Origin of the sequence: Brevundimonas basaltis (assembly GCF_014202075.1) — a bacterium.
GTDB lineage: Bacteria > Pseudomonadota > Alphaproteobacteria > Caulobacterales > Caulobacteraceae > Brevundimonas > Brevundimonas basaltis.
Window position 1 is genome coordinate 18,392 of the sequence record NZ_JACHFZ010000001.1, and the last position, 18,851, is coordinate 37,242.

The following is an 18,851-nucleotide window of genomic DNA, read 5'->3' on the forward strand; positions in this document are numbered from 1 at the left end:
ACCGGAGCTGAGCGCTTTCGGCTCCGGCGCGTTCATGCCGGATGTGGCATCTTCCGCCGGTGAAAATCCGCTCGTTCCTGACCCGGGACCGGCAGCGCAAGGCGGGCGTCTTCGTCGTGGTGCTGGCGGTGCATGCCGGCCTGTTCGCGGTTATGGCGCGGACCACGGCCTCGCCGCCGATGGCCCTGCCGCCGGTGTTCGAGGTCGAGCTGTTCCGGCCGCCGCCGCCGCCACCGCCGCCTCCGCCGCCCGAGGAGGCGTCTGTCGACCCCGGCGGCGGCGCGCCCGCCGCCCCCTCCCGCATCCACGTCCCGCCGCCGCCGCGCGATCCGACGCCGCCCGAGGTCCCGGCCCCCCGCCAGCAGGCGCCCGAGCCTGAGCTGGTGATCGGGGTCGCGCCGACCTCGTCGGAGACGCCCGGCATGGGCCAGGGCGGGCAGGGGACAGGGCGCGGCACGGGCGTCGGCGCGGGCGACGGCCCCGGCCGCGGCGTCCGCACGGGGCCGCGCAATCTGCGCGAACCCCGGCCGCTGGCCCTGCGGCGCTACCATCCGCAGGAGGCGCTGAGGCAGGGGGTGTCCGGCACGGCCGTGGTGAGCTGCCGGATTCGCGAGGACACGGTGCTGGATCAGTGCCGCGTGGTGAGCGAGACTCCGGCAGGGCAGGGCTTTGGCGCGGCCGGCATCGCCGCGGCGGTCGCCGAATACCGTTTTCGCCCGGGCATGATCGACGGACGCCCCGATTACGATCTGCGGGCGGTGATCACGGTCCGCTTCGGGCGCAACGCTCCCTGACGGGCGTCGGCAGGCGTTGACGGCGCGTGAATCCCCTGTATAAGGCGCGCTTCCGCGAAGGGCGTCGGCGCTCCTGGTCTGTTGACCGGAGCGTTTGTTGCGTCCGCACACGCGTATCTGGAGAGCTTCGTGGCCCGTATCGCTGGCGTCAACATCCCGACCAACAAGCGCGTCGAAATCGCGCTTCAGTACATCCATGGCATCGGCGCTCACGCGGCGAAGGACATCACGGCCAAGGTCGGGATCGAGCCCTCGCGCCGGGTGAACCAGCTGACCGACGCCGAGGTGCTGCAGATTCGCGAGACGATCGACCGCGATCACACCGTGGAAGGCGACCTGCGCCGCGAAACCTCGATGAACATCAAGCGTCTGATGGACCTGGCCTGCTACCGCGGCCTGCGTCACCGCAAGGGCCTGCCGGTCCGCGGCCAGCGCACGCACACCAACGCCCGCACCCGCAAGGGTCCCGCCAAGCCGATCGCCGGCAAGAAGAAGTAAGACAGACACATGGCCAAGGAACCGGGTCGCGTAAAGAAGCGCGAGCGCAAGAACATCACCTCGGGCGTCGCCCACGTGAATGCGTCCTTCAACAACACCATGGTGACCATCACCGACGCGCAGGGGAACGCCATCTCCTGGTCGTCGGCCGGGCACATGGGCTTCAAGGGTTCGCGCAAGTCGACCCCGTACGCCGCCCAGATGGCCGCCGAGGACGCCGCCAAGAAGGCCGGCGAGCACGGCGTGAAGACGCTGGAAGTCAATGTTTCGGGTCCCGGCTCCGGCCGCGAGTCGGCCCTGCGCGCGCTGCAGGCCGCCGGCATGACCATCACCACCATCCGCGACGTCACGCCGATGCCGCACAACGGTTGCCGTCCGCCCAAGCGCCGCCGCGTCTAAGCAGACATCGACCGACTATTCTCCGCCGGTCCTGCCGCCCCTGACGAGGAGCGAGGGACCGGCGAACTCCGTTTTCGAGGGACATCCATGATCGAACGTAACTGGCAAGAGCTGATCCGTCCCGAGAAGCCGCAGATCGAGGCCGGCTCCGACCCCCAGCGCAAGGCGCGCCTGGTCGCCGAGCCCCTCGAACGCGGTTTCGGCGTGACGCTCGGCAACGCCCTGCGCCGCGTTCTCCTGTCGTCGCTGCAAGGCGCGGCGGTGACGGCCATCCAGATCGACGGCGTCGTCCACGAATTCTCGTCGCTGGAAGGCGTGCGGGAAGACGTTGTCGACATCGTGCTGAACATCAAGCAGCTGGCGCTGCGCATGCACGCCGAGGGCCCCAAGCGCATGACCCTGCGCGCCACCGGCCCCGGCCCGGTGACCGCCGGCCAGATCGACGTCCCGTCGGACATCGAGGTGCTGAACCCCGATCACGTGATCTGCACGCTGGACGACGGCGCCTCGGTGCGCATGGAACTGACCGTCCAGAACGGCAAGGGCTATGTCGCCTCGGAGTTCAACCGTCCGGAAGACGCCCCGATCGGCCTGATCGCCGTCGACGCCCTCTATTCGCCGGTCAAGCGCGTCGCCTATCGCGTCGAGCCGACCCGTCAGGGCCAGTCGCTCGACTACGACAAGCTGGTGCTGGAAGTCGAAACCAACGGCGCCGTCTCGCCGGTTGACGCGGTGGCCTACGCCTCGCGCATCCTGCAGGACCAGCTCCAGATCTTCATCACCTTCGACGAGCCCAAGAAGGCGGTCGAACAGGCGGACGGCAAGCCCGACCTGCCGTTCAACCCGGCCCTGCTCAAGAAGGTCGACGAGCTGGAACTGTCGGTCCGCTCGGCCAACTGCCTGAAGAACGATAACATCGTCTACATCGGCGACCTGATCCAGAAGACCGAGGGCGAGATGCTTCGCACCCCGAACTTCGGCCGCAAGTCGCTGAACGAGATCAAGGAAGTGCTGGCGACCATGGGGCTCAGCCTCGGCATGGACGTGCCCAACTGGCCGCCGGAAAACATCGAAGACCTGGCCAAGAAGTTCGACGACCAGATCTAGTTTCAACCCTCCGCCCTTGGCCCCCCGGGCCGCGGAGCGGTTAGAATGAGAGAACCCCAGGTCCGCTTCTGTGGAAACCAGGGTGAGTAGGAGAGACCCCGATGCGCCACGGCGCCGCCTATCGCAAGCTCGGCCGCACGGCCAGCCACCGGACCGCGATGTTCGCCAACATGGCCGCGTCGCTGATCAAGCACGAGCAGATCACCACGACCCTGCCGAAGGCGAAGGAACTGCGTCCCTTCGTCGAGAAGCTGGTCACGCTCGCCAAGAAAGGCGACCTGCACGCGCGTCGTCAGGCCATCAGCCACGTCCGGGACGTGCCGCAGGTGGGCAAGCTGTTCGAAACGATCGGCCCGCGCTACGCCGACCGCAACGGCGGCTACATCCGCATCATGAAGGCCGGCTACCGCCACGGCGACAACGCCGCCATGGCCGTGATCGAGTTCGTCGACCGCGACGTCGACGCCAAGGGCCAGGACTCGGGTCCGGTCTATGAGATCGAGGGCGACGACGAGGCGTAAGCGTCTCCCGTTGGGGCTTCGAAGGGGCGGCCGGAGCGATCCGGCCGCCCTTTTTCTTTGGGTGGGGGCGAGGCAGAAGGTCGCCCATGAACGAAGTCCAGATCGTCCCCTTCCGTCCCGACCACGCCGCCGGCTGGGCCGCACTGAACGAGGCCTGGCTGGCCGAGGGCGGCTTCGCGGTCGAGGCCAGGGACCGCACGGTCATCGACGATCCGCGCGGGGCCATCCTCGATCGCGACGGCCGCATCTTCATGGCTGAACGGGACGGGGAGGCGATCGGCTGCTGCGCACTGATGGCGATGGACGATGGCGGCTATGAGGTGGCCAAGATGACGGTGTCGCCGGCCGCGCGCGGCCTCGGCCTCGGCCGCCGCCTGCTGGAGGCCTGCGAGGTTGCTGCCCGCGCTGCTGGCGCGCCGCGCCTCTATCTGGAGACCAGCAGCACCCTGAAGCCGGCGGGCGCCCTTTACCGAAGCTTCGGCTTCGTCGACCTCCCGCCTCGGCCGAGCCCCTACGTCCGGGCTGACGTCTGGATGGAAAAGCGGCTCCGCTGACCGGGCGCTCCTATTCCTTTGACAGGTCCTGCTTCTCGAACCACGCCAGCGCCCCCGCCAGCGGAAGCACCGTCCACAGACCGAGGCTGATCCAGGCCTTCAACAGCAGGCCGTCGGGCAGGGCCGCCGCGCGCTCGCCGCCGGCGATGGCCGCGCTGATGGCGTCGACCGCCGCGCCCGGATTGATCAGCATGGCCAGCCACGCGTCGGGCATGATCCCCATCGGCCCCAGCATCTGCGGCGAGAAGAATTGCGCCACGCCGATGACCAGCGGGACGAACAGCGCCGCTAGCAGGGACCGGGTCACGGTGGCGGCCAGCATGCCCATCATGGTGAACTGCAGGATGCGCAGCCACGACAGGCCGAACTGCCCGGCGAACTGGCCGAAGGCTTCACCGGTCGCGTTGAACACCACCGCCCGGTCGAAAATGGCGGCGCGGATGAAATTCTCGATCACGGCGGCGAGCAGCATGAACAGCATCGCCGCCAACGCGATCCCGGCCACCGTCGCCAGCTTGCCTAGCATGAGGTTGAGGCGGCTGTTCCGCGCGCTGATCAGCCGCCAGGTCTCCCAGCGGTAGTCGCCGGCATAGAGGGTCGCGGCCCCGATCAGCACGAACAGCAGCACGATCGGATTGGCGACATTCCCCGCCGCCTGAACCAGCGACTGGGCGAGGTCCAGTTGACCGCCCGAGGCCATCATTTCGCGCAGGCCCAGTGGGGCCTCCGCATCGGCCAGCAGCTTGGCCTCGTTGGCCTTCAGCACGAACTGGGTGATCGTCCCGATGGCGATGGTGATGATCGGAACGAACAGCACGCTCCAGAACAGCGCGGTGCGGTTCTTCGACAGACGGAAGCTTTCCGCGCGGATGGCGTCAACGAGCATGGATCGTCTCCGGCGTCTGGACGGAGCCCGTCTCGGTGAAGAAGATGGCCTCGAGGTCGGTGCCGACCCAGCGCGCCTCGTGGATGTCGACGCCGGCCTCGGCCAGGGCGCGGATCAGGGCGGGCCCCTCCTCGCGCCTGATGTCGGCCAGCACGGCGTCGCCCTCGGCGGCGCCCTTGGCCCCCAGCACCTCGAGGACCTTCGCCTGCGGACTGACCGCCAGCCGCAGCCGCTCGCCCACCGCCGTCAGCTCGCCGACCGCGCCTTCGCGCACCAGCTTGCCCTTGTTGAGGATGGCGACGCGGTCGCAGACGCGCTGGACCTCGAGCAACTGGTGGCTGGCCAGCACCACGGTCACGCCGTCGTCGTCGGCGAGGCTGCGGATCAGGGCTCGCATCTCCTGGATCCCGGGCGGATCCATGCCGCTCGTCGGCTCGTCGAGGATGACCAGGTCGGGGCGGCTCATCAGGGCGGCGGCCACACCCAGCCGCTGCATCATGCCGACCGAGAAGCCCCGCACCCGGCGGTCCGCCGCCTCGGTCAGGCCGACGCGCTGCAGCCAGTGGGGAATATCCGTCTCGCCGCCGATGCCATGCTCCAGCGCCAGCCAGCGCAGCACCTGCCGCGCGGTCATATAGGGCGGGAAACGGGGGGTCTCGATCATCGAGCCCATGCGGCGCATGTGGCCGACCTCGCTGACGGCGCCGCCCATGACGGTAGCCGATCCCTCGGTCGAGCGAATCAGCCCCAGCAGGATGCGGAACAGGGTCGACTTGCCCGCCCCGTTGGGGCCCAGCACGCCATAGACCCCGCCGCGCGGGATCGCCAGGTCCAGCCCGTCGAGGGCGCGGACGGTTCCGTAGGTCTTGGTCAGCCCCGAAACCTGGATCACGGGCGTTTCGATAACAGCGGTCATGGGTGCAGCTAGAACGTGCGCCGCGGCCCAACGCAAGTCGCGTCGGCATTAAGCTTTCGCAACGAACGCCCGGCGGTGCGTGCGGCCGCGGAACGTGGGCAAATCGTAATCGTTTGGCTTGCCTGCGCCTTGATCGCGTCGAAATGACCGGGCGAACTCGGCGTATAAAGCGTTCATGACCCCCCGGATGACGATGAAGACCAGCACCCTCGCGATCACCCTGGCCCTGTCCCTCGCCGCTTGCGGCCAGCCCGACGACAGCCGCGCCCAGGACGGCGTCTTCGCCGAAAACCGGATCCTGCCGGGCGACGCGTCGTCGATGAAGGCCAGTTTCGCCCCCGTGGTGCGCCAGGCGGCGCCGGCGGTGGTCAATATCGCCGCCCGCGGCGTGCAGCAGGTCCGGGACCCCTTCTGGGGCATCCCCGGCCAGCGCCAGACCGGCTCGGTCGGCTCGGGCGTCATCGTGCGCCCTGACGGCGTCGTGGTCACCAACAACCACGTCATCGAGGGCATGCAGGAGATCCGCGTCACCCTGAATGACCGGCGCGAATTCTCGGCCCGGGTCGTGCTCGCCGACGCCCGCTCCGACATCGCCGTGCTTCAGCTCGAAGGCGTCAACGACCGCCTGCCGACCTTGCCCATCGACGATCGCGAGGAACAGCAGGTCGGCGATCTGGTGCTGGCCATCGGCAATCCGTTCGGGGTCGGCCAGACGGTGACCAACGGCATCATCTCGGCCCTGAACCGGACCGAGACCGGCATCAGCGACAGCGGCTCCTTCATCCAGACCGACGCCGCCATAAACCCGGGCAACTCCGGCGGGGCCCTGGTCGACATGGACGGCGACCTGATCGGCATCAACACCGCCATCTTCTCGCGCTCGGGGTCGTCGTCCGGCGTCGGTTTCGCCGTACCCGCCACCCTGGTGAAGCGGGTGGTCGATTCCGCCGTCGGCGGCGCCACCGCCGTGGTCCGTCCGTGGCTGGGCGTGAAGGGCGAGACGGTCAGCGCCGAGATCGCCCGCAGCCTCGGCCTCGAGCGTCCGCAGGGGCTGGTGGTCACCGAGGTCTGGCCGAACGGCCCGGGCGCCCGCGCCGGCCTGCGCGAGGGCGACGTCATCACCGCCATCGACGGGGCCGAGATCAATGATCAGGGCGGGCTCAACTTCCGCGTCGGCACGCGCGCGCCGAACGACACGGTCGAGGTCGCTGTCCTGCGCGACGGCCGGGCCCGAACGCTGAGCGCCCGGGTGCAGCGGCTGCCGGGCGACGCCGACGTCGACCGGGCCACCCTGATCCGGGAAGGCGGCCTGTCCGGCGCCCAGGTCCTGACCCTCAATCCGGCGCTCGCGGACGGCCTCGGCGGCGATCCCTTTGCTACCGGCGTGATCGTCAGCCGCGTTGACAGCCGGGGCTACGCCCGCCGCGGCGTGGGCGTGCAGGCCGGCGACGTCATCCTGGCCGTGAATGGTCGCGCTGTGACCTCCGCCGAGCAACTGGCCAATCTGCCGCGCGGCGCCCAGCTCACGGTCGAACGGCGCGGCCAGCGGGGAATCCTTTTGGTCCGCTAGCCTTTCACCGGCGCTCCTATCGACCAGCAGTGGCCGAACGGGTCCTTCAACTGTCCGTAGCGGTCACCCCAGAACTGGTCGGCCAGCGGGAACACGGGCACGCCGCCCGCGAGGATGGCCCGGTTCCACCATTCGTCGGCGTCGTCCACCTGCAGGTGGATGGTCACCCCGCTGGGCGTGATGTCCTGCTCGCCGTTGTATTCGGGGAACTCGTCGTGCAGCAGGACGTCGCCGCCGTTGATCCGCAGCCAGGCGTGCATCAGCCGTTCGCCGTCCTCGGCCAGCATCCGGCGGACCTCCACGGCCCCGAAGGCCCGGGTGTAGAAATCGATCGCCGCCTGACCGCCGCGCGACGGAATGGTCAGGTGCGGCGCGACGCCCGTGGTCGGTCCCTGGGCGTTGTGGTCTTCGGTCATGGCGTGGTCTCCGATTGGACGCGCCACAGTAACGCGTGATTTGCGCGCCTGTACCGCCTATCTCTGAGCGTCCATGACCGATCTGTTCGAAGCCTCCGGCATCCATCCCCCCGACGCGCCGCTGGCCGACCGCCTGCGCCCCCGCACCCTCGACGAGGTGGTGGGCCAGGATCACCTGCTGGGCGAGGCCGGGCCGATCCGGCGCATGGTCGAGGCCGGACGGCTCGGCTCGATGATCCTGTGGGGACCGCCCGGCACCGGCAAGACCACCATCGCCCGCCTGCTGGCCCAGGCCTCCGGCTATCAGTTTCAGCAGATCAGCGCCGTCTTCTCCGGCGTCGCCGACCTGAAGAAAGCCTTCGAGGCCGCCCGCATGCGCTGCGCCGCCGGCCAGAGCACCTTGCTTTTCGTCGACGAGATCCATCGCTTCAATCGCGCCCAGCAGGACGGCTTTCTGCCGTTCGTGGAAGAGGGGATCGTCACCCTCGTCGGCGCCACCACAGAGAACCCGTCGTTCGAGCTGAACGGCGCCCTGCTGTCGCGCAGCCAGGTGTTCGTGCTCAAACGGCTCGATGACGAAGCTCTGAATCAACTATTGATTCGGGCCGAGGCGCAGGAGGAAAAACCCCTTCCGCTTACCCCCGAGGCGCGTCAGGCCCTGCTCGCCCTGGCCGACGGCGACGGCCGCTATCTGCTCACCCTGTCCGAGGTGCTGTTCGGTCTGGAGCCGGCCGAGCCGCTCGACGTCCAGGCCCTCGCCGGCATCCTGCAGAAGCGCGCGCCCGCTTACGACAAGAGTCGAGAAGAGCACTATAACCTCATATCTGCGCTACATAAATCGGTTCGCGGCTCGGACCCCGACGCCGCCCTCTACTGGCTGGCGAGGATGCTGAACGGCGGCGAGGATCCGCTCTATCTGGCGCGTCGCATCGTGCGAATGGCGGTCGAGGACATCGGCGAGGCCGACCCGCTCTCCCTCCTCGTCGCCAACGCCGCCAAGGATGCGTACGACTTCCTCGGCAGCCCCGAGGGCGAACTGGCCTTGGCCCAGGCCGTGGTCCACCTCGCCACCGCGCCCAAGTCGGTCGGCGTCTACGAGGCCTTCAAGGCGGCGAAGCGGGCGGCGGCCGAGACCGGCTCCCTGATGCCCCCCGCCCACATCCGCAACCCCCCGACGAAGCTGATGAAGTCACTCGGCTACGGCAAGGGCTACCAATACGACCCCGACACCCCCGAGGGCTTCTCCGGTGCGAACTTCTTCCCCGACGGTATGGACCGTCGCACCTTTTACGCGCCGAGGGGCGAAGGGCATGAGGCCAAGGTCAGGGAGCGACTCGAGCGCTGGGCGGCGCTGCGGGCGAAGATGCAGGCGGACGACGGGTCGTCAGCGGAACCGTTGCCGTAACCCTGTTTTCAGCCCATTCTCCCGTCCTCGGATTATCCTTGGGAGGGGACGATGACCGATACCATGAAGATGACTACCTCGACGCCCTGGCACCTCTGGGTGGTCGGTGTGGTTTCGCTGGTGTGGAACGGCTATGGCGGCTTCGATTTCATCATGACCACGACGCAGGGCGCGGCCTATATGCAGGCGTCCGGCTTCGACCAGCCCATGATCGACTACTATATGGGCCTGCCCACCTGGATGTACGCCCCATGGATCCTGGGCGTCTGGGGCGCCGTAGCAGGTTCCATCCTGTTGCTGATGCGCAGCCGGTTCGCCGTCTGGGCCTTCGGTCTGTCGCTGATCGGGGCGGTCGTCAGCCTCGTCTACGGCCAGTTCATCAACCCGCCCCCGGCGCTGCCGGCGGAACTGGCGGTGATGAGCTTCATGCCCTGGGTCATCGTGGTCATCGCCGCCTTCCTCGCCTGGTACGCCTGGACCATGTCGAAGAAGGGCGTGCTGCGTTGACCGCCTCGGGTCTCGGCGGCGCCCGGACGCCCTGGCACCTGTGGGTCGTCGGCGTGGTGGCCGTCCTGTGGAACGCCTTCGGCTGTTTCGACTACACCATGACCCAGCTGCAGGGCGAAGCCTAGTTGGTCCAGTTCGGCATGACCGAGGCGCAGATCGCCTATTTCCACGCCACGCCCGCCTGGGCGCACGCGGCCTGGGCCATCGGCGTCTGGGGCGGTCTGCTGGGCGGCATCTTGCTGCTGCTGCGCCGCAACTGGGCCCTTCCGGTGTTCGTGATCTCCTTCCTCGGCTGGGTGGCGGGCGTGATCTACGCCTTCGTCCTGTCCGATGGCGGCGAGCTCCTGGGAGACATGTGGCCGATGCAGGTCGTCATCGGGGCCGCCTGCGTCTTCTTCATCTGGTACGCCTGGACGATGTCGAAGAAGGGCGTGCTGCGCTGAGGGCTGACGGGGGAGGGCGGTTGGCGTAAGCACGCGCCGTGGCCGACCGCTCCCCCGTATCCCTGTCCGAAGACGAGACCGCCGCCGTCCGCGCGTGGGTGCTGCACGAGGACGCGCACATCCTCGTCCTGAACAAGCCCGCCGGTCTGTCCAGCCAGGGCGGGCGGATCAGGGCGCACACGCTCGACGATCTGCTGTGGGCCTTCATGCGCTCGAACGGCAAGCGGCCCGAACTGGTCCACCGGCTCGATCGCGACACCTCCGGCGCCATCCTGGCCGCCAAGACCAAGCCCGCCGCCAGCTTCCTCGGCAAGGCGTTGCAGATGCGGCGCTTCCAAAAGACCTATCTGGCCCTCATCTCCGCCGCGCCCGAACCGCGCGTGGGCCGGATCGACGCCCCGCTGGTCCGTCAGGAGATCGGCCGCGAGAGCTATATGCGCGTCTGCGCCTTCGACGCCCCCGGCGCCCAGGGCTCCCAAAGCCGCTATCGCACCCTGTCGGCCTCGGAGGACGGGGCGCTGGTCGAGCTCGAGCCCCTGACCGGGCGGATGCACCAGTTGCGGGTGCACATGGCCCACATCGGCCGCCCCCTGGTCGGCGACCCCCGCTACGGCGGCGCCCTGACCTTCGCCGGCCGCGCCGCGCCCCGACTGATGCTGCACGCGGCGAAACTGGCCTTTCCTCACCCCGAAGGCGGCGATCTGACCATCGAGGCCCCGCTCCCCGCCGATTTCGAGGCCTTGAGGCAAGCGGCGGAACTCCCGGAACATTCCTGACGGCCCGACGCTATTTCATGGGAAAGCCCGGAGCTCCGCCATGAAACGCCTGTCCCTGACCCTGCCCATCATCGCCGCCGCCGGCCTGGCTCTTTCGGCCTGCGCCAGCCTCGCCCCCTACGGTCCGCAGATGGGTCCCGGCGGGCAGGGCTACGCCGAGCAGCGCATCGAGTCGAACCGCTACCGCGTCACCTACTACGGCGTCGGCGCCCCCGGCCCGGTCGCCGACTTCGCCCTCCTGCGCGCCGCCCAACTGACCACGGCCCAGGGTTACGACTGGTTCGAGGTGACGCAGCGCTGGACCGACGGCCGTCTCGACAGCGCCGGCGGGCTTCGACCCAGCGTCAACCTGGGCTACGGGTCCGGCAGCTATGGCGGACGCTACGGCTCCTACCGCACCTCCGGCGTCGGCGTCGGTCTCGGCCTGAACTTCAGCGGCCCGTCCCCGACCTCGACCTCGCTTGAGGTGGTGATGGGCAATGGCGACCGCCCTGACCGCCCGACGGCCTATGACGCGCGTGGCGTGCAGGAGAGCATGGGGTGGAGGGCTCAGTAGGGCTTAGGTCTTAGGTCTTAGGGTTTGGGGGTCAGGAATTTGATGATCAAGGCGATCCCGCCCAACCCGGCCCGTTTCCCAAGCCCTGAGCCCTAAGTCCTCGCCGCCGACGGCGGCGCTATCTCCCCCCTCGCGTCAGCGCCCGGTATTCGACCAGCCGCTCCTTGTCGCGCCGCACCTGGTCGGCGACGGCGTTGTCGACGTCCAGCGAGGCGTAGCGGACCCAGTTCTCGATGCCGAGCTTGTCCTGCACCGCCGAGGTCGGCGTCTGCCACAGGAAATAGGACGCCAGGCCGACGATCGCCGACAGCACCACAGCCAGTCCCTGCAGGCTCCGCAGGGCCACCTCATGGCCTTCCAGGCCCGGCTGCAGGGCGAAGATCGCCACCCCGACCACGAACACCAGCGGCGTCAGGATGCGCGACAGCCAGCGCATCCAGTAGCGCTCGCGGCGCACTCGCCACAGCTCCATCTGGACGTATTTCTCAAGGTACTCCATGCGCGCGCCCAGCCACATGGTCAGGCGCGTCAGATACAGGGCGCGCTGCCCCCACGCCTTGCCGTCCTGCTGGTAGCGGGTCTCGGCCTGGTCGGCCATGGCGCGGCCGCTGGTGAACAGGTTCTGCAGTTCGCGCGACCGCTGCACGATCTCGCGCGACAGCTGGTAGGAATCGTTCTCCAGCCGGAAGCGGTACTGGATGAACAGGATCTGCTGGATGCCCCAGTAGAGACCCAGCACTACCAGCATGGCGCCGGCGGCCACGGCCGCGCCGGCCGCGTCCGTCCCGGTCCACTGGCTGAACCAGGTCGGTCCGAGCAGGGCCAGAGCCGCGAACGCCGCCATGGCCAGGGCCTGATTGACCCGCTTTATGATGACGTGGATGCGCAGCGCGTCGAACACCCCCCGGCCATAGGTGTAGATGTTGGACCGCAGGTCCGAGTCGACCGGGAACCGCTCCTCGATCTGACGTGCGTACAGGACGTGGAATCGGTCCGGCTTGCCCTCCGATTCCCAGAACGGAAAGATGTCCAGGGGCTGGTTGAAATACTCGTCGATATGGGCCGAGACCCGCTCGGTCGCGGCCGGATCTTCCGAGAAATACTCGCTGTCCTGGATCGGGTGCAGAATGCCGTCCGCATTGCGCATCGGGCCGCTATGTCGCGTCGGGGTGGCCGAGGGCACGGCCCGGTCCTCGACGTCGGCGGCCCCGCGCGGCGGCGGGTTGGGCGCGGGGTCGTAGCTGGTCTGCGCCCGGGCGTCATGGCCTTGGCCGCCATGGCCGCCGTCATGTGGCGCGCCGTGCGTGGGGGGGACATGGCTGTGATCGTCGTGCGACATGACGCGGGGTCGGTCCTTTTGATCGGTCAGCCAGCCTAGCAGATCGTTCCGCCGGTCCGACGCCGTTCTCTCACGACGCGAAGCGCCGCCGTTCTCACGGATATCGCCGTTAACCACGCCGCCCGGCAAGTGAAGTTTCGGTCAGAAGCAGCAGGCGACGGGCTCCTTCGCTTTGCGGCCCGGTGCAGTATAAGCCGCCCATGATGACCCGACTTCTCCTCATCGCGGCAGGGGGCGCGCTCGGCGCGGTCGCCCGCTACGGCGTCGGAGCCTGGGCTCTGCGCCTGTTCCCGACCGCCCAGTGGCCGTGGGCCACCCTGGGCGTGAACGTCCTCGGCGGCCTGCTGATGGGGCTGCTGGCCGGCTGGCTGGCGTTCCGCGGCGGGCTGCACGGCGAGTCGATCCGCCTGTTCGCCGCCGTCGGTCTGCTGGGCGGCTTCACCACCTTCTCGGCCTTCTCGCTTGAGACAGCGCTGATGATCGAGCGCCGTCAATTGGCCATGGCCGGGGGCTATGTCGCCGCCTCGGTGGTGCTGTCGATCGCCGCCCTGTTCCTCGGCCTGATGGTCGCCCGCCGCGCCTTCGGAGCCGCCCTTTGACTGACGATCCCATCAAGGGAGGCGAGCCCGCCCCCAGGCGCGAGGTCCAGACCCTCTACGTTGCCGAGGCCGAGGACGGCATCCGGCTCGACCGTTGGTTCCGCCGGCGCTGGCCGCACCTGTCCAACATCCAGGTGCAGAAGATGGCCCGCAGCGGCCAGATCCGCGTCGACGGCGCCCGCATCAAGCCCGAGGGCCGCCTGACCGCCGGGGCCGCCGTGCGCGTGCCGCCGATCCCGGACGACACGTCGCGCCAGGCGGGTGACGCCCACACCCTGAGCCCGCAGGACATCAAATTCGCCAAATCGCTCGTGCTCTACGAGGACGACATGGTTATCGCCCTCAACAAGCCGCATGGGCTGGCGGTGCAGGGCGGAACCAAGACCAGCCGCCACGTCGACCGCCTGCTGTCGGCCTGGGGGGAGGGGATGGAGCGCCCGCGCCTCGTCCACCGCCTTGACCGCGACACCTCCGGCGTCCTGCTGCTCGGCAAGGGCCCCGAGGCGGCCAAGCGGCTGGCCGGCGCCTTCGCCCGCCGTCAGGCGAAGAAGACCTACTGGGCCATCGTCATCGGCAATCCCAAGCCCGCCGCCGGCCAGATCGACATGCCGCTGAAGAAGACCGGCATCAACGACTTCGAGATGATGCGCCCGGCCGAGCGCAAGGACCCGCGCGCCGAACCGGCCGAGACCGCCTTCGCCACCATCAGCCGCGCCGCCCACCGCGCCGCCTGGATGGCCCTGCGCCCCTTCACCGGCCGCACCCACCAGCTACGCGCCCACATGGCCGCCATCGGCCATCCGATCCTCGGCGACCCGAAATACGGCGACGACAAATCCCGCGAGCTGTCGGGCAATCTGAAGCTCCAGCTCCACGCCCGCCGCATCGAACTGGACCACCCGTCGGGCGGCAAGCTGATCGTCGAGGCCCCGCTCAGCCCCGAGATGAAGGCCGGCTTCGCCCATTTCGGTTTCGAGGAAGCCGAGGGCAACGAAAGCGATCCGTTCGAGGGCGTGAGGCGGCAGCGATGAGTGGACTGACCCGTCTCCTCCCCATCGCTCCGCGACAGGGAGGAGACGAATGAGACCCCTGGCGGTCTTCGACATCGACGGCACCCTCGTCGACAGTCGCGCCTCGATCCATCGCGCCGCCTGCGAGGCCGCGCGCGACATCGGCCTGCCCGAACCCGACTACGACCGCGTCCGCAAGACTGTCGGCCTCAAGCTGGAGCACGCCATGGCGGTGCTGGAGCCCGGGCTGGACGCGCCGACCCTCGCCCGGTTCATCGCCGGCTTCCGGGCCAGTTTCAATCGCATGTACGCCGAGGGGCACGAGGAACCGCTCTATCCGGGGGCCGTCGACACCCTGCGCCGCCTGCACCGCGACGGCTGGCGCCTCGCCATCGCCACCGGTCAGAACCGCCGCGGCGTCGCCCGCAACCTCGCCCGCGAGGGCTGGGCCGACCTGTTCCTGTCCTCCCACTGCGCCGAGGACGGCCCCGGCAAGCCCGACCCGGCCATGCTCCACGCCGCCATGGCCGCCTGCGACAGCGACCCGGCCCGCACCGTGATGATCGGCGACACCGCCCATGACATCGAGATGGCCATCAACGCCGGCGTCCTCCCGCTCGGCGTGGCCTGGGGCTTCCACACCGTCGAGGAGCAGCGCGCCGCGGGCGCGCGGCACGTGGCCGAAACCTTCCCGGAACTGACCGTGGTGCTGGAGGGATTCGCCGCCCTGACCCGCGCCGCCTGAGCCTCAGACCAGCAGCCAGATGCCCGCGACCAGGGCCAGCGACCCGGTGCCGATGGCGAGGGCGATCAGCTTGAGATTCATCTGCTTCATGTCGCGCGCCGCATGGGTGTTCAGCCGCCCGGCCACGACGCAGGCGCGACGTTCCGCCATCCAGATCAGAAACACGCCCAGCAGCACGAACAGGCTGGCGATGGCCTTGGGCGCCCAGGTCGGCTCCATGGTGTTGAACAGGGCCTTGAACCCCAGGCCGATGCCGATCGCCGCCATCGCCGTCCGCGCCCACCCGGCGAAGGTCCGCTCATTGGCCATGGCCGTGCGGTCCTCGGCCAAGTCGGTGCGGTCTTCGGCCAGTTCGGTTCGGTCCGGTGTCTCGTCGCTCATCCCGTACCAAGCGCGGCCGTAAACCATCCGTTCCGCGCGCCGGGGCTGTGAACCGCCGCCCCGCGCGCTATATGCGCCGCCATGAGCCACATACCGCCCCTTGATCCCAACGTCGCCGCCCGCAAGGGTTTCCGCGAGTCCGAGGAGCGGCTGAAACGCTTCTGGAAGGCCGTCGACGTGGCCGAAGGGCCGGGCGGATGGTCGGTCACCCTCGACGGCCGTACGCCCAAGACCCCCGCCCACGCCCCCCTGACCCTGCCCACCGAGGCCGCCGCCCGGCTCGTCGCCGAGGAATGGGCCGCCCAGGGCGAGTTCATCGATCCCGCCACCATGCCGGCCACCCGCCTGGCCTCGACCGCCATCGACCGCGTCTCCCAGGTGCGCGAGGCCGTGGCCGACGAGGTCGCCGCCTTCGCCGGGACCGATCTGGTCTGCTACCTGGCCGAACATCCGTCGTCGCTGGCGAAGGAGCAGGCGGCCTGCTGGACGCCGTGGCGCGACTGGGCGGCGCTGGAGCTGAACGTTGTGCTCGAACCGGTCGAGGGGATCATTCACCGTCAGCAGGACCCCGCCGCCGTCGCCCGCGCCCGCGAACTGGCCCTGCGCCTCGACGACTTCGCCCTGACCGGCCTGGCCATGGCCACGCCCCTGCTGGGCTCGGCGGTGCTGGCCTTCGCCTTGCAGCGCGGCGTGCTGTCCGGCGAGGCGGCGTTCGAGGCCTCCCGCCTCGACGAGGCCTTTCAGGAACGCCAGTGGGGCGTCGACGCCGAGGCCGCCGAACGCACCGCCGCCCGCCGCGCCGAGGCGATCCTGCTGGAACGGTGGTTCAGGGTCATCGCCACTTAACTTTCCAAGGCGGAAAATAAACGCTTGCCAATCTGGAAAATGGCGCTACCCTTTCCACATCGGAAAGTGAAAGTTCGCCATGACCCAAGACCCTGATCCCCATGAGGCGTTGGCCTCCATCCAAGCCGCCCGCGCCGGCAGCGCGCCGCCGGCCGACTATCCGGTCGGCTATGACCTGATCTACGGCGCCGTCTGCGCCCTGCTTCTGGCGGGACCGGGTTTGCCGCAGCCCTGGTCGATCATCGTCCTGCCGCTCGCCATGGCCGGCCTGGCCCTGATGATCACCGCCTGGCGCAAGAAATACGGCTGGTGGGTCAGCGGCTATTCGCCCAAGCGCGCCCGCTGGGTGGCCTTCGCCCTCGGCGCCGTCTTCGTCGGCCTCATCCTGCTGTCGCTCTACGGCCGGGGCGACGGTCCCGACTGGTTATTCCTCGTCTCGGGCGGGCTCGGCTTCGTCGCCGCCATCGCCGGCAGCCGCCTGTGGCTCCGGGTCTGGCGCAGGGAACTGGCGGAGGAGATCCGGTGAGCGCCGTCCCCGTCTTCGATCCCGTCATCCACGCCCCCGGCCGGCTGCAGATCTGCGCCATCCTGTCGGGGCTCGACGAGGCCGAGTTCGCCCTGATCCGCGACCGCATCGGCGTCTCGGACTCGGTCCTGTCGAAACACCTGAAACAGCTGGAGGAGGCGGGCTACGTCAAACTGACCAAGGCCCCCTTCGACGGCCGCCAGCGCACCTGGCTCAGCCTCACCGGCGCCGGCCGCAAGGCCTTCGCCGCCCACGTCGCCGAACTCCAGCGCCTCGCGGCCATGACCGCCCCCGAGCCGATGGGGCAGGGGTTCGCCGGGTAGAAGGGGCGGGGGCGCTTGCCTCCGCCCCCGGCCCTCCTTAAGCCTCGCGCTCAAGGAGACGCCGCATGCAAGACATTCTCGAACAGCTCGAAGCCCGCCGCGCCGGGGCCCGCCTCGGCGGCGGCGAAAAACGCATCGCCGCCCAGCACGCCAAGGGCAAGCTGACCGCCCGCGAGCGGATCGAGGTTCTGCTCGACGAGGGCTCGTTCGAGGAGACCGACATGTTCGTCGAGCACCGCTCGCACGACTTCGGCATGGAGAAACAGCGCATCCCCGGCGACGGCGTGGTAACCGGCCGGGGCACGATCGGCGGCCGGCTGGTCTATGTCTTCTCCAAGGATTTCACCGTCTTCGGCGGTTCGCTGTCGGGCGCCCACGCGGCCAAGATCGTCAAGATCCAGAAGATGGCCCTGACCAACGGCGCCCCGATCATCGGCATTTTCGACGCCGGCGGCGCCCGCATCCAGGAGGGCGTGGAATCCCTCGCCGGCTATGCTGACATCTTCCTGCAGAACACCCTGGCCTCGGGCGTCATCCCCCAGATCAGCGTCATCATGGGCCCCTGCGCCGGCGGCGACGTTTACAGCCCCGCCCTGACCGACTTCATCTTCATGGTGAAGGACACCTCCTACATGTACGTCACCGGCCCCGACGTGGTGAAGACGGTCACCAACGAGGTGGTCACCCACGAGGAGCTGGGCGGCGCCCGGGTCCACGCCGGCAAGTCGGGGGTCGCCGACGGCGCCTTCGAGAACGATCTGGAGGCCCTCAGCGAGGTCCGCCGCCTGATCGGCTTCCTGCCCCTGTCGAACCGGGAAAAGCCCCCGGTCCGCGACTCCTACGACGATCCCGAGCGCGACGAGGCCAGCCTCGACACCCTGGTCCCGGCCAATCCCAACCAGCCCTATGACATCAAGGAGCTGATCCTGAAGACGGTCGACGAGGCCGAGTTCTTCGAGATCGCCCCCGACTACGCCCGCAACATCGTCACCGGCTTCGGTCGCCTCGACGGCCAGACCGTCGGCGTCGTCGCCAATCAGCCCCAGGTGCTGGCCGGCGTCCTCGACATCGACTCCAGCCGCAAGGCCGCCCGCTTCGTGCGCTTCTGCGACGCCTTCGACATCCCGCTGGTGACCTTCGTCGACGTGCCCGGCTTCATGCCCGGCACGCGCCAGGAGTACGGCGGCCTGATCAAGCACGGCGCCAAGCTGCTGTTCGCCTACGCCGAGGCCACCGTGCCCAAACTGACCGTCATCACCCGCAAGGCCTATGGCGGCGCCTATGACGTGATGAGCTCCAAACACCTGCGCGGCGACGTCAACTACGCCTGGCCCAGCGCCGAGATCGCCGTCATGGGCGCCAAGGGCGCGGTCGAGATCATCTTCCGCAAGGAGGCCGGCGACCCCGAGGCCCTGGCGGCGCGGGAGGCCGAATACAAGGAACGCTTCGCCAATCCGTTCGTGGCGGCGGGGCTGGGCTACATCGACGACGTGATCATGCCGCACGGGACGCGGCGCCGGCTGATCAAGGCGCTACGGACGCTGAAGAACAAGGCTATGGACAACCCGTGGAAGAAGCATGACAACATTCCACTGTGACGGAGGGGCAGAGATTGACGGAAGATGCCGACAAGGAAATGTCGGAAGCGGAGTACGCTCGCGTTAATGCGTGGTACAAGCAACGTTCTCCGATCTCATGTCAGGTCTGCCATTCAACGTCTTGGATGGTGAATTC

Annotated in this window: 25 protein-coding genes; 20 read left to right on the forward strand and 5 right to left on the reverse strand. The window is 68.9% G+C overall.

The features are described from left to right. The first annotated feature begins 59 nt into the window (after nt 1-59). The 6 genes from HNQ67_RS13790 (at nt 60) to HNQ67_RS00180 (ending at nt 3,873) form a co-directional block, all read left to right on the forward strand. The gene (locus HNQ67_RS13790) at nt 60-794 is read left to right on the forward strand and encodes an energy transducer TonB (protein ID WP_221247678.1); all 735 of its coding nucleotides are present in this window, start codon (nt 60-62) and stop codon (nt 792-794) included. Nucleotides 795-923: 129 nt separating this feature from the next. Then, nucleotides 924-1,292 carry a 30S ribosomal protein S13 gene (gene rpsM, locus HNQ67_RS00160; RefSeq protein ID WP_183251202.1) on the forward strand — a complete coding sequence of 123 codons (369 nt, stop codon included), beginning with the start codon at nt 924-926 and terminating at the stop codon, nt 1,290-1,292. A gap of 9 nt (nt 1,293-1,301) precedes the next feature. Next, nucleotides 1,302-1,691 (forward strand): 30S ribosomal protein S11, encoded by a 390-nt coding sequence (gene rpsK / locus HNQ67_RS00165; protein ID WP_122468702.1) that lies wholly within the window; start codon nt 1,302-1,304, stop codon nt 1,689-1,691. Nucleotides 1,692-1,778: 87 nt separating this feature from the next. After that, nucleotides 1,779-2,798, forward strand: a complete 1,020-nt coding sequence (locus HNQ67_RS00170; RefSeq protein ID WP_183251203.1) for a DNA-directed RNA polymerase subunit alpha — start codon at nt 1,779-1,781, stop codon at nt 2,796-2,798. Nucleotides 2,799-2,899: 101 nt separating this feature from the next. After that, nucleotides 2,900-3,319 (forward strand): 50S ribosomal protein L17, encoded by a 420-nt coding sequence (rplQ, locus tag HNQ67_RS00175; protein WP_183251205.1) that lies wholly within the window; start codon nt 2,900-2,902, stop codon nt 3,317-3,319. Between the two features lie 86 nt (nt 3,320-3,405). Continuing rightward, nucleotides 3,406-3,873: a GNAT family N-acetyltransferase gene (locus tag HNQ67_RS00180; RefSeq protein WP_183251207.1), complete on the forward strand. Its 468-nt coding sequence runs from the start codon at nt 3,406-3,408 to the stop codon at nt 3,871-3,873. 10 nt (nt 3,874-3,883) lie between these two features. On the opposite strand, the gene HNQ67_RS00185 is transcribed toward HNQ67_RS00180, so the two are convergent. Then, a complete protein-coding gene (locus tag HNQ67_RS00185; RefSeq protein WP_183251209.1) occupies nt 3,884-4,759 on the reverse strand; it encodes an ABC transporter permease subunit in 876 nt (291 codons plus the stop codon). Further along, the gene (locus HNQ67_RS00190; RefSeq protein WP_183251211.1) at nt 4,749-5,675 is read right to left on the reverse strand and encodes an ABC transporter ATP-binding protein; all 927 of its coding nucleotides are present in this window, start codon (nt 5,673-5,675) and stop codon (nt 4,749-4,751) included. Before HNQ67_RS00190 ends, HNQ67_RS00185 begins: the two co-directional genes overlap by 11 nt. A 193-nt stretch (nt 5,676-5,868) precedes the next feature. Here HNQ67_RS00190 and HNQ67_RS00195 point away from each other — a divergent pair, with 193 nt between their 5' ends. Then, nucleotides 5,869-7,245 carry a trypsin-like peptidase domain-containing protein gene (locus HNQ67_RS00195; protein ID WP_183252665.1) on the forward strand — a complete coding sequence of 459 codons (1,377 nt, stop codon included), beginning with the start codon at nt 5,869-5,871 and terminating at the stop codon, nt 7,243-7,245. Here the strand turns inward: HNQ67_RS00195 and HNQ67_RS00200 are convergent. Continuing rightward, nucleotides 7,242-7,661 carry a VOC family protein gene (locus HNQ67_RS00200; protein WP_183251214.1) on the reverse strand — a complete coding sequence of 140 codons (420 nt, stop codon included), beginning with the start codon at nt 7,659-7,661 and terminating at the stop codon, nt 7,242-7,244. The two genes, HNQ67_RS00195 and HNQ67_RS00200, sit on opposite strands and share 4 nt — an antisense overlap. Nucleotides 7,662-7,734: 73 nt before the next feature. Between HNQ67_RS00200 and HNQ67_RS00205 the strand changes: the two genes are divergently transcribed. From HNQ67_RS00205 to HNQ67_RS00225, 6 genes are read left to right on the forward strand one after another with little or no spacing between them, the layout of a single operon-like run. After that, nucleotides 7,735-9,066: a replication-associated recombination protein A gene (locus tag HNQ67_RS00205; RefSeq protein WP_183251217.1), complete on the forward strand. Its 1,332-nt coding sequence runs from the start codon at nt 7,735-7,737 to the stop codon at nt 9,064-9,066. Nucleotides 9,067-9,117: 51 nt separating this feature from the next. Beyond that, a complete protein-coding gene (locus HNQ67_RS00210) occupies nt 9,118-9,573 on the forward strand; it encodes a hypothetical protein (protein ID WP_183251219.1) in 456 nt (151 codons plus the stop codon). Beyond that, a complete protein-coding gene (locus HNQ67_RS13705) occupies nt 9,570-9,698 on the forward strand; it encodes a hypothetical protein (RefSeq protein WP_281380644.1) in 129 nt (42 codons plus the stop codon). Before HNQ67_RS00210 ends, HNQ67_RS13705 begins: the two co-directional genes overlap by 4 nt. After that, nucleotides 9,699-10,016, forward strand: coding sequence for a hypothetical protein (locus HNQ67_RS00215; protein ID WP_246347381.1), 318 nt, complete (start codon nt 9,699-9,701; stop codon nt 10,014-10,016). 38 nt (nt 10,017-10,054) lie between these two features. Continuing rightward, complete coding sequence (locus HNQ67_RS00220; protein ID WP_183251221.1) at nt 10,055-10,792, forward strand: pseudouridine synthase; 738 nt, start codon at nt 10,055-10,057, stop codon at nt 10,790-10,792. 40 nt (nt 10,793-10,832) lie between these two features. After that, a complete protein-coding gene (locus tag HNQ67_RS00225) occupies nt 10,833-11,348 on the forward strand; it encodes a CC0125/CC1285 family lipoprotein (protein WP_183251223.1) in 516 nt (171 codons plus the stop codon). A gap of 118 nt (nt 11,349-11,466) precedes the next feature. Here HNQ67_RS00225 and HNQ67_RS00230 read toward each other — a convergent pair whose 3' ends face one another. Continuing rightward, nucleotides 11,467-12,687: a hypothetical protein gene (locus tag HNQ67_RS00230; RefSeq protein ID WP_183251225.1), complete on the reverse strand. Its 1,221-nt coding sequence runs from the start codon at nt 12,685-12,687 to the stop codon at nt 11,467-11,469. A 203-nt stretch (nt 12,688-12,890) separates the two neighbouring features. Between HNQ67_RS00230 and crcB the strand changes: the two genes are divergently transcribed. Genes crcB through HNQ67_RS00245 form a run of 3 tightly spaced genes read left to right on the forward strand, consistent with a single transcriptional unit; the run spans nt 12,891 to nt 15,041 of the window. Further along, the gene (crcB, locus tag HNQ67_RS00235) at nt 12,891-13,286 is read left to right on the forward strand and encodes a fluoride efflux transporter CrcB (protein ID WP_183252667.1); all 396 of its coding nucleotides are present in this window, start codon (nt 12,891-12,893) and stop codon (nt 13,284-13,286) included. Further along, nucleotides 13,283-14,317, forward strand: a complete 1,035-nt coding sequence (locus HNQ67_RS00240) for an RluA family pseudouridine synthase (protein ID WP_221247679.1) — start codon at nt 13,283-13,285, stop codon at nt 14,315-14,317. The genes crcB and HNQ67_RS00240 overlap by 4 nt, the downstream gene beginning before the upstream one ends. A 49-nt stretch (nt 14,318-14,366) precedes the next feature. Next, entirely contained in the window at nt 14,367-15,041 is a 675-nt protein-coding gene (locus HNQ67_RS00245) for an HAD-IA family hydrolase (protein ID WP_183251227.1), read from the forward strand. 3 nt (nt 15,042-15,044) lie between these two features. On the opposite strand, the gene HNQ67_RS00250 is transcribed toward HNQ67_RS00245, so the two are convergent. Then, complete coding sequence (locus HNQ67_RS00250; RefSeq protein WP_183251230.1) at nt 15,045-15,422, reverse strand: YidH family protein; 378 nt, start codon at nt 15,420-15,422, stop codon at nt 15,045-15,047. 81 nt (nt 15,423-15,503) lie between these two features. Here HNQ67_RS00250 and HNQ67_RS00255 point away from each other — a divergent pair, with 81 nt between their 5' ends. The 4 genes from HNQ67_RS00255 to HNQ67_RS00270 all read left to right on the forward strand — a co-directional run bounded on the left by HNQ67_RS00255 (nt 15,504) and on the right by HNQ67_RS00270 (nt 18,715). Beyond that, nucleotides 15,504-16,268, forward strand: coding sequence for an ATP12 family chaperone protein (locus tag HNQ67_RS00255; protein ID WP_183251232.1), 765 nt, complete (start codon nt 15,504-15,506; stop codon nt 16,266-16,268). Nucleotides 16,269-16,347: 79 nt separating this feature from the next. Further along, nucleotides 16,348-16,794 carry a hypothetical protein gene (locus tag HNQ67_RS00260; RefSeq protein WP_183251234.1) on the forward strand — a complete coding sequence of 149 codons (447 nt, stop codon included), beginning with the start codon at nt 16,348-16,350 and terminating at the stop codon, nt 16,792-16,794. Continuing rightward, on the forward strand, nt 16,791-17,117 hold the full coding sequence (locus HNQ67_RS00265) for a transcriptional regulator (protein WP_183251237.1): 327 nt from the start codon (nt 16,791-16,793) through the stop codon (nt 17,115-17,117). Before HNQ67_RS00260 ends, HNQ67_RS00265 begins: the two co-directional genes overlap by 4 nt. Before the next feature lie 65 nt (nt 17,118-17,182). Further along, nucleotides 17,183-18,715: an acyl-CoA carboxylase subunit beta gene (locus tag HNQ67_RS00270; RefSeq protein WP_183251241.1), complete on the forward strand. Its 1,533-nt coding sequence runs from the start codon at nt 17,183-17,185 to the stop codon at nt 18,713-18,715. Nucleotides 18,716-18,851 lie beyond the last annotated feature (136 nt).

What these genes read in the sequence shown, in the direction of transcription:
- rpsK (WP_122468702.1), top strand. Translation starts at nt 1,302, where the DNA reads ATGGCCAAGGAACCGGGTCGCGTAAAGAAGCGCGAGCGCAAGAACATC.
- HNQ67_RS00170 (WP_183251203.1), top strand. Translation starts at nt 1,779, where the DNA reads ATGATCGAACGTAACTGGCAAGAGCTGATCCGTCCCGAGAAGCCGCAG.
- rplQ (WP_183251205.1), top strand. Translation starts at nt 2,900, where the DNA reads ATGCGCCACGGCGCCGCCTATCGCAAGCTCGGCCGCACGGCCAGCCAC.
- HNQ67_RS00180 (WP_183251207.1), top strand. Translation starts at nt 3,406, where the DNA reads ATGAACGAAGTCCAGATCGTCCCCTTCCGTCCCGACCACGCCGCCGGC.
- HNQ67_RS00185 (WP_183251209.1), bottom strand. Translation starts at nt 4,759, where the DNA reads ATGCTCGTTGACGCCATCCGCGCGGAAAGCTTCCGTCTGTCGAAGAAC.
- HNQ67_RS00190 (WP_183251211.1), bottom strand. Translation starts at nt 5,675, where the DNA reads ATGACCGCTGTTATCGAAACGCCCGTGATCCAGGTTTCGGGGCTGACC.
- HNQ67_RS00195 (WP_183252665.1), top strand. Translation starts at nt 5,869, where the DNA reads ATGAAGACCAGCACCCTCGCGATCACCCTGGCCCTGTCCCTCGCCGCT.
- HNQ67_RS00200 (WP_183251214.1), bottom strand. Translation starts at nt 7,661, where the DNA reads ATGACCGAAGACCACAACGCCCAGGGACCGACCACGGGCGTCGCGCCG.
- HNQ67_RS00205 (WP_183251217.1), top strand. Translation starts at nt 7,735, where the DNA reads ATGACCGATCTGTTCGAAGCCTCCGGCATCCATCCCCCCGACGCGCCG.
- HNQ67_RS00210 (WP_183251219.1), top strand. Translation starts at nt 9,118, where the DNA reads ATGACCGATACCATGAAGATGACTACCTCGACGCCCTGGCACCTCTGG.
- HNQ67_RS00225 (WP_183251223.1), top strand. Translation starts at nt 10,833, where the DNA reads ATGAAACGCCTGTCCCTGACCCTGCCCATCATCGCCGCCGCCGGCCTG.
- HNQ67_RS00230 (WP_183251225.1), bottom strand. Translation starts at nt 12,687, where the DNA reads ATGTCGCACGACGATCACAGCCATGTCCCCCCCACGCACGGCGCGCCA.
- crcB (WP_183252667.1), top strand. Translation starts at nt 12,891, where the DNA reads ATGACCCGACTTCTCCTCATCGCGGCAGGGGGCGCGCTCGGCGCGGTC.
- HNQ67_RS00245 (WP_183251227.1), top strand. Translation starts at nt 14,367, where the DNA reads ATGAGACCCCTGGCGGTCTTCGACATCGACGGCACCCTCGTCGACAGT.
- HNQ67_RS00250 (WP_183251230.1), bottom strand. Translation starts at nt 15,422, where the DNA reads ATGAGCGACGAGACACCGGACCGAACCGAACTGGCCGAAGACCGCACC.
- HNQ67_RS00255 (WP_183251232.1), top strand. Translation starts at nt 15,504, where the DNA reads ATGAGCCACATACCGCCCCTTGATCCCAACGTCGCCGCCCGCAAGGGT.
- HNQ67_RS00260 (WP_183251234.1), top strand. Translation starts at nt 16,348, where the DNA reads ATGACCCAAGACCCTGATCCCCATGAGGCGTTGGCCTCCATCCAAGCC.
- HNQ67_RS00270 (WP_183251241.1), top strand. Translation starts at nt 17,183, where the DNA reads ATGCAAGACATTCTCGAACAGCTCGAAGCCCGCCGCGCCGGGGCCCGC.